We start from the raw sequence: 7128 nt of genomic DNA, 5'->3' as shown, positions 1-7128 counted from the left end.
TCTGTGGCGACCTTGGTGCCGCCCAGGCGCAGCGCGACGGCGCTGGCCGGTGCGGCGGCCTCGCCGCTGTTGCGGACGGTGGCGGTGAGGGTGATCTCGTCGGACTCGACCGGTGACGCCGGTGAGGCGGTCAGCGCGGTGACCTCAAGATCCGGGTTGGGCGCGGCTGTTCCGATCACCTGGAACTCGGCGATCTGCCCGGCCGGGGCGCCCGTGTTGGAGGTGAAGCGCAACTGCACGTCGGCCACCCGCGCGGTGACGGGCACGGTCACGCTGTTGCCGCTCGACGGGTTGAAGGCGTAGTCCTTCGCGGCTACCAGGCCGGAATAGCCGGTGGCGTCCTGCTCGCGGCCGAGGACCTGGATGTTCTGGGTCCGGGCGCCCCAGGAGCTGTCCGGGTTGAGCTTGAGGACGAGCGAGGAGACGTCGGCGTTGGCTCCGAGCTTCACGGTGAGGGTGGCCGGGTGGCCGGAGCCCTCCCAGTAGGTGGAGGTGCTGTTGTCGTTGGCGTTCTCGGCGACGAAGGTGTGCACGGTCGAGGAGGCCGTGATCGGCCTGCCGACCGCGAGGTTGGAGCCGGGGCCCGAAGTGCCGTTGCGCGTCACGGTGTTGCTGTCCCCCGACACGTTCCCGGCGGCGTCCTTGGCCCGCACGAAGTAGGAGACCGTGGCACTCGCGGAGCGGTTGTCGGTGTACGTGGTGACCGTACCGGCGACCGTGGTGAGCAGCTCGTTGTTGGCGTACACGTCGTAGCCGGTCACACCGGTGTTGTCGCTGGAGGCGTTCCAGGCGAGCCTGATCTGCCCGGCGGCCGGTTCTGTGAGGGCCAGGTTCGCGGGTGCCGTGGGTGCCTGGGTGTCACCGGTCTCGCCGCGGCGGGTGACGGTGTTGCTGTTGCCGGAGACGTTCCCGGCGGCGTCCCTGGCCCGCACGAAGTAGGAGACCGTGGCACTCGCGGGACGGTTGTCGGTGTACGTGGTGACCGTGCCCGCGACGCTGGTGAGCAGCTCGTTGTTGGCGTACACGTCGTAGCCGGTCACGCCGGTGTTGTCGTCGGACGCCTGCCAGGTCAGCCGGATCTGCCCGGCGGCGGGCTCGGTGTAGGCGAGGTCCGCGGGGGCGTCCGGCGCCTCGGTGTCGCCGCTCGCCGGGCCGTAGACCTCCAGTTCGGACAACTGGGCAGCGGGCTGACCGGTGTTGGCGGTGACCAGCACCCGCACGTACCGGGTGGTCGTCGGGTCGAAGGAGATCGTCACCGAGTTGCCGTCGCCCGGCGCGAAGGCGTAGGCCTTGGAGGCGGTCAGGTCGGAGAAGTCGCTGCCGTTGGCGCTGCCCTGGATCTTCAGGGTCTGGCTGCGGGCTCCCCAGCCGTCGGGCAGGCGCAGCACCACCCGGTCGACACGCAGGGAGGAACCGAGGTCCGCCTGGATCCACTGCGGCAAGTCGTTGTTGCGGCTCTCCCAGTAGGTGGCCTTGTTGCCGTCGGCCGCGTTGGCCGGCACATAGGTCTCGTGGTGACCGGCGGCGGTGAGCGTGCGCCCCCGCGCCAGGTTCGCCGAGGAGTCACCGGACTCGAGGACCTCCAGCTCGGAGAGCTGCGCGGCCTGCCACCCGGTGTTGGCGGTGATGTCGATCCGTACGTACCGGGCCTGGGCGGCGGGGAAGGTCACCGTCACGGTGTTGGCACTGCCGGGGCTGAAGGCGTAGGACGCGGAGGTCTTCAGCGTGGTGAAGCTCGTGCCGTCCGCGCTGCCCTGGACGGACAGGGTCTGATTGCGGCTCTCCCAGCCCGCCGGCAGCCTCAGCACCACCTCGTCCACGCGGACGGTGGCACCCAGGTCCGTCTGGATCCACTGGGGGAGGCTGCTCCCGGCGCTCTGCCAGTACGTTCCCTGGTCACCGTCGGTGATGTTGCGTGCGGCGTATTCGGCGTGGGCACTGCTGGCGGTGGCGGGCCGTCCGGCGGCGAGGTTGGGCCCGGCAGCCGCCGCAGCGGCGGTCAGCGACGGCAGACCCAGCAGGAGCAGAGCGGTCGTGAGGACGGCGGCAATGCCCCGCCATCCCCGGCGTTGCGGTCTCATGTGTCCCCGATCTCCGACCCGAACCGGATGTGGGCGGCCCCGGGGCGGCTGTGTGGGTGAGTGTCCGTGGGGGTGTGCGTCGCGCTTCGAGGTGCGGTGGCGCGCACTCTCTTTTGCGTCGATCGATCCGAGAGTTGCAGACACCTGACGGTACGTCTATGGCGTGAGCATGCCCGAAATGCAGGCCCCGCGGGTCCTTCCCACCTGCTGCAGCACCGGGCCAGCGACTTTCGCGCGAGCTGTCGGAAAAGCGCAAGCGGGCACGCAAGCGACGCAAGCCGCTTCCACGTCAACTACCGGTGATACCGGGACCGTTGACAAAGCAGAGACGGGCTAGAAACCTGTGGGCGTAGTTTCTGCAAAGAATCGACTGAGCAGCTTAATTTGCGCGCAAGGCCGGTGCATTCCTCGACGGACGCTCCACTCCCCCTCTGAACTCCCTGTGCCTGCCCCGGCGTGCCCGGCCCGTCAGTCGCGCTTCCGCCTCCCCCACGGAACAGAGGACCCCATGAGATGGAGACCCCTCGGCCGCCGGTCACTGACCGGTGCCGTCATAGCCGCGCTCATGACGACCGGGCTGATACCGCTGGCCGTCACGTCGAGCGCCCGGGCCGCCACCGCCCCGGTCGACCGCGATCGCGCGAAGGCGGCGGCCGTCGTCAACCTCGCGCTCGGACGTCCGGCCACCGCGGGCGGCTCGAACGGCCCCTACACCGCCGGGAACGTCACCGACGGCACCCAGGCCTCCTACTGGGAGGGGCCGGGCGGCTCCTTCCCGCAGTGGGTCCAGGTCGACCTCGGCGCGACCCGGACCGTCGACCAGGTGGTGCTCAAACTGCCCGCCACCTGGGAGAGCCGTAACCAGACGCTGTCCCTGCAGGCCAGCACCGACGGCTCCACGTTCCGTACGCTCGCGGCCTCGGCCGGCCGGGCGTTCAACCCCGCGCAGGCCAACACCGTCCCGGTCAGCCTGACTTCCCCGACCGAGACGCGCTATGTCCGCGTGCACATCACCGGGAACACCGGCTGGAACGCCGCTCAGCTCTCCGAACTGGAGGTGTACGGCGACGACGGCGGCACCACGCCTCCGCCGACGGGCACCAACCTGGCCCGCAACAAGCCCGTCGAGGCCACCTCCTCGGTCCACAACTTCGTCGCCGCGAACGCCACCGACGACTCCACCTCCACCTACTGGGAAGCGGCAGGCCACCCCTCCGACCTCACCGTCAAGCTCGGGGCCAACGCCGATGTCGACGCCGTGGTGGTCAAGCTCAACCCGGACCAGGTGTGGGCGGCCAGGACCCAGAGCATCCAGGTGCTGGGCCGTGAACACTCCGCGAGCGGCTTCACCTCGCTGCGCGACCGTGCCGACTACGCCTTCAGTCCCTCCCGGGACAACAACTCGGTGACCATCCCGGTCACCGGCCGCTGGTCCGACCTGCGGCTCCGCTTCTTCTCCAACACCGGGGCACCGGGCGGCCAGGTCGCCGAGTTCCAGGTCGTCGGGACCGCCGCACCCGCTCCTGACCTGACCGTCACAGGGCTGGACTGGACACCTGCTGCCCCCTCCGAGCGGGACGCGGTGACCGTGAACGCCACGGTCCGCAACGCGGGCACGGCACGCTCGCCCGCCACGACCGCCGACGTCAGCCTGGAGGGAACGGCCGTCGGCAGCGGAACCGTACCCGCGCTCGACCCGGGTGCGTCCGCCACGGTGGCCGTCGCCGCCGGTACCCGTCCCGCGGGCGACTACGGCGTCTCCGCCGTGGTCGACCCGCGCAACACGGTCGCCGAACTCGACGACAGCAACAACAGCCGCGCCGCCGCGAACCGGCTGGTCGTGGGCCAGGCACCCGGCCCGGACCTCGAAGTACGCGGCATCACCACCAACCCGGCCGTCGGCTCGTCCGTCTCCTTCACCGTCGCCGTGCACAACCGCGGCACCACCGCGGCGCCGGCCGGCTCCGTGACCAGGCTCCAGGTCGGCTCCACCACGCTCAACGGCACGACCGGCCAGGTGGCGTCCGGAGCCACGGCGAACGTGGCGATCAGCGGAACGTGGACGGCGACCAGCGGTGGGGCCACCCTCACGGCCACCGCCGACGCCACCGGGGTCCTCGACGAGACCAACGAGAACAACAACGTGCTCGCCAAGTCCCTCGTCGTCGGCCGTGGCGCCGCCGTCCCGTACACCGAACTGGAGGCGGAGGAAGGCCGCTACGAGGGCACCCTGCTCACCGCCGACGCCAAGCGGACCTTCGGACACACCAACTTCGCCACCGAGTCCTCGGGCCGCAAGTCCGTCAGGCTCAACTCCACCGGCCAGTTCGTCGAGTTCACCTCGACGGCTCCCTCCAACTCGATCGTGGTGCGCAACTCCGTCCCGGACGCCGCGGGTGGCGGCGGAGCACAGGCCACGATCAGCCTGTACGCCAACGGCACCTTCGTGCAGAAGCTCAACCTGTCGTCGAAGCACAGCTGGCTGTACGGGACCACCGACGACCCCGAGGGACTGACCAACTCGCCCGGCAGCGACGCCCGTCGGCTGTTCGACGAGTCGCACGCGCTGCTGTCGCAGAGCTACCCGGTGGGCACCAAGTTCCGTCTCCAGCGGGACGCGGGTGACACGGCCGCGTTCTACGTCATCGACCTCGTCGACCTCGAACAGGTCGCGCCCGCGGCCGCCAAGCCCGCGAACTGCACCTCGATCACCGAGTACGGGGCCGTCCCGGGCGACGGGCTCGACGACACCGACGCCATCCAGCGGGCAGTCACCGCCGACCAGAACGGCCAGATCTCCTGCGTGTGGATCCCGGCCGGGCAGTGGCGCCAGGAACAGAAGATCCTCACCGACGACCCGCTGAACCGGGGCCAGTACAACCAGGTCGGCATCCGGGACGTCACCATCCGCGGCGCGGGCATGTGGCACTCCCAGCTCTACACCCTCACCCCGCCCCACCAGGCCGGTGGCATCAACCACCCGCACGAGGGCAACTTCGGCTTCGACATCGACCACAACACCCAGATCTCCGACATCGCCATCTTCGGCTCGGGCACCATCCGCGGCGGCGACGGCAACCACGAGGGCGGCGTGGGCCTCAACGGCCGCTTCGGCAAGGGCACGAAGATCACCAACGTGTGGATCGAGCACGCCAACGTCGGCGTGTGGGCCGGCCGCGACTACTCCAACATCCCCGAACTGTGGGGCCCCGGCGACGAGTTGGAGTTCTCGGGCGTACGCATCCGCAACACCTACGCCGACGGCATCAACTTCGCCAACGGCACCCGCAACTCCACCGTCTACAACTCGTCCTTCCGCAACACCGGCGACGACGCGCTCGCCGTGTGGGCCAGCAAGTACGTGAAGGACACCTCGGTCGACATCGGCCACGACAACCACTTCCGCAACAACACGATCCAGCTGCCGTGGCGGGCCAACGGCATAGCGGTGTACGGCGGTTACGGCAACACCATCGAGAACAACGTCATCGCCGACATGATGAACTACCCCGGCATCATGCTCGCCACCGACCACGACCCGCTCCCGTTCTCCGGGCAGACCCTCATCGCGGGCAACGCCCTGCACCGGACGGGCGGCGCGTTCTGGAACGAGGACCAGGAGTTCGGCGCCATCACCCTCTTCGCCCAGGGCCAGGACATCCCGGGCGTGACCATCCGTGACACCGAGATCTTCGACTCGACGTACGACGGCATCCAGTTCAAGACGGGTGGCGGCGCGATGCCGGGCGTGAAGATCACCGACGTCAGGATCGACGGGTCCAACAACGGGTCCGGCATCCTCGCGATGAGCGGGGCCCGCGGCAGCGCCGCCCTGACGAACGTCACGATCACGAACTCGGCCGAAGGGAGCGTACTGATCGAGCCGGGCTCGCAGTTCACCATCACCGGCACGCCCAACGGGGCGTCCGCCGCCCGTATGAACCGCTGAGTCAGGGGTCTCCGGCCACCGGCGACGGGTGCCGGAGACCCGGCCGCAGCGGGGAGATCGGGCACATCCGAGTACGCGACCTCGACGTCGGCCGTCAGCTCAAGCAGTTCATCGACTCGACGGGTGGCCTGTGGCAGCAGGGCGAAGCTCGCCAAGCAGTGAGCCGGTCAGGTCGCCTGAGTAGGCCGCTTGAGCAGGTCACCTGAGCGGTGCGCTCGAGTAGGTCAGCAACTGTCCTACAGTGCCTCTAGTCTGCGGTTTGTGCAGAAATACGAGGACGGCGTCGAGATTCTTGTCCCCGCGAGCCCGGCCGAGCTTGAGACCTGGCTCGACGCGCATCACGGGGAACGGACCGCGCTCTGGGTGAAGATCGCCAGAAAGCACACCGGCATCCCGTCGCTCACCTGGGAAGAGATGGTCGACACGGTGCTCTGCTTCGGCTGGATCGACGGCCTGCGGCGCGGCTTTGACGACACGTACTTCCTGCAGCGCACGACACCCCGCCGTCCCCGCTCCGCCTGGTCGCAGGTGAACGTCGACAAGGCCGAGGCCCTGATCGCGGCAGGCCGGATGCGCCCCCGCGGCCTCGCCGAGATCGAGGCGGCGCGGACGGACGGCCGCTGGGAGACCGCATACGCCTCGCAGAAGAATGCCACGGCACCGCCGGATCTCGTCGAGGCGCTCGACGCGAACCCGGCCGCGCGGGCGTTCTACGAGACGCTCAGCAAGTCCGACCAGTTCGCCCTGTACCTCCGCCTGGTCACCGCCCGCACCGAGAAGACGCGGCTGACCCGCCTGGAGCGGATGGTGGCGACGATGGCGAGGTCGGAGCGGCCATCATGATCAACCGCTCGGCCGACGCGCAGATCAAGGACGTCAAGGCCCGCGGAGGCTTATAGAGAGCTTCAATGGCTGAGGTTATGAAGTAACCATCCTGTCGCATCTCGGTGATCTCCGTGTCGGACCTCTTCATCGGATTCCTCCGTGGATACTCCGCCGTTCAGGGCGGAGAGGAAACGGACTCCTGCGGAGCAGGGCAACGAGCTGGGATTCGCCGCCAGGGCGGATCGCAGTGCCCTCACCAGCAGGTTTTGCCCC

General features: G+C 69.2%; 3 protein-coding genes. 2 read left to right on the top strand and 1 reads right to left on the bottom strand.

From position 1 onward, the window contains the following. The coding region (locus O3Q52_RS45665; RefSeq protein ID WP_269654389.1) for a discoidin domain-containing protein at window positions 1–2081 on the bottom strand (2081 nt) is incomplete at its 3' end. 508 nt (window positions 2082–2589) lie between these two features. Between O3Q52_RS45665 and O3Q52_RS45660 the strand changes: the two genes are divergently transcribed. Both O3Q52_RS45660 and O3Q52_RS45655 read left to right on the top strand, forming a co-directional pair. Beyond that, window positions 2590–6030, top strand: coding sequence for a CARDB domain-containing protein (locus O3Q52_RS45660; RefSeq protein WP_269654388.1), 3441 nt, complete (start codon window positions 2590–2592; stop codon window positions 6028–6030). A gap of 261 nt (window positions 6031–6291) precedes the next feature. Next, window positions 6292–6873, top strand: a complete 582-nt coding sequence (locus O3Q52_RS45655; protein WP_269654387.1) for a YdeI family protein — start codon at window positions 6292–6294, stop codon at window positions 6871–6873. Window positions 6874–7128 lie beyond the last annotated feature (255 nt).

This window comes from Streptomyces sp. ActVer, assembly GCF_027270795.1.
GTDB classification, from domain to species: domain Bacteria; phylum Actinomycetota; class Actinomycetes; order Streptomycetales; family Streptomycetaceae; genus Streptomyces; species Streptomyces umbrinus_A.
Note: the sequence above shows the minus strand (reverse complement) of the source record. Positions and strands in the feature narration are given on the sequence as shown.

What these genes read in the sequence shown, in the direction of transcription:
- O3Q52_RS45660 (WP_269654388.1), top strand. Translation starts at nt 2,590, where the DNA reads ATGAGATGGAGACCCCTCGGCCGCCGGTCACTGACCGGTGCCGTCATA.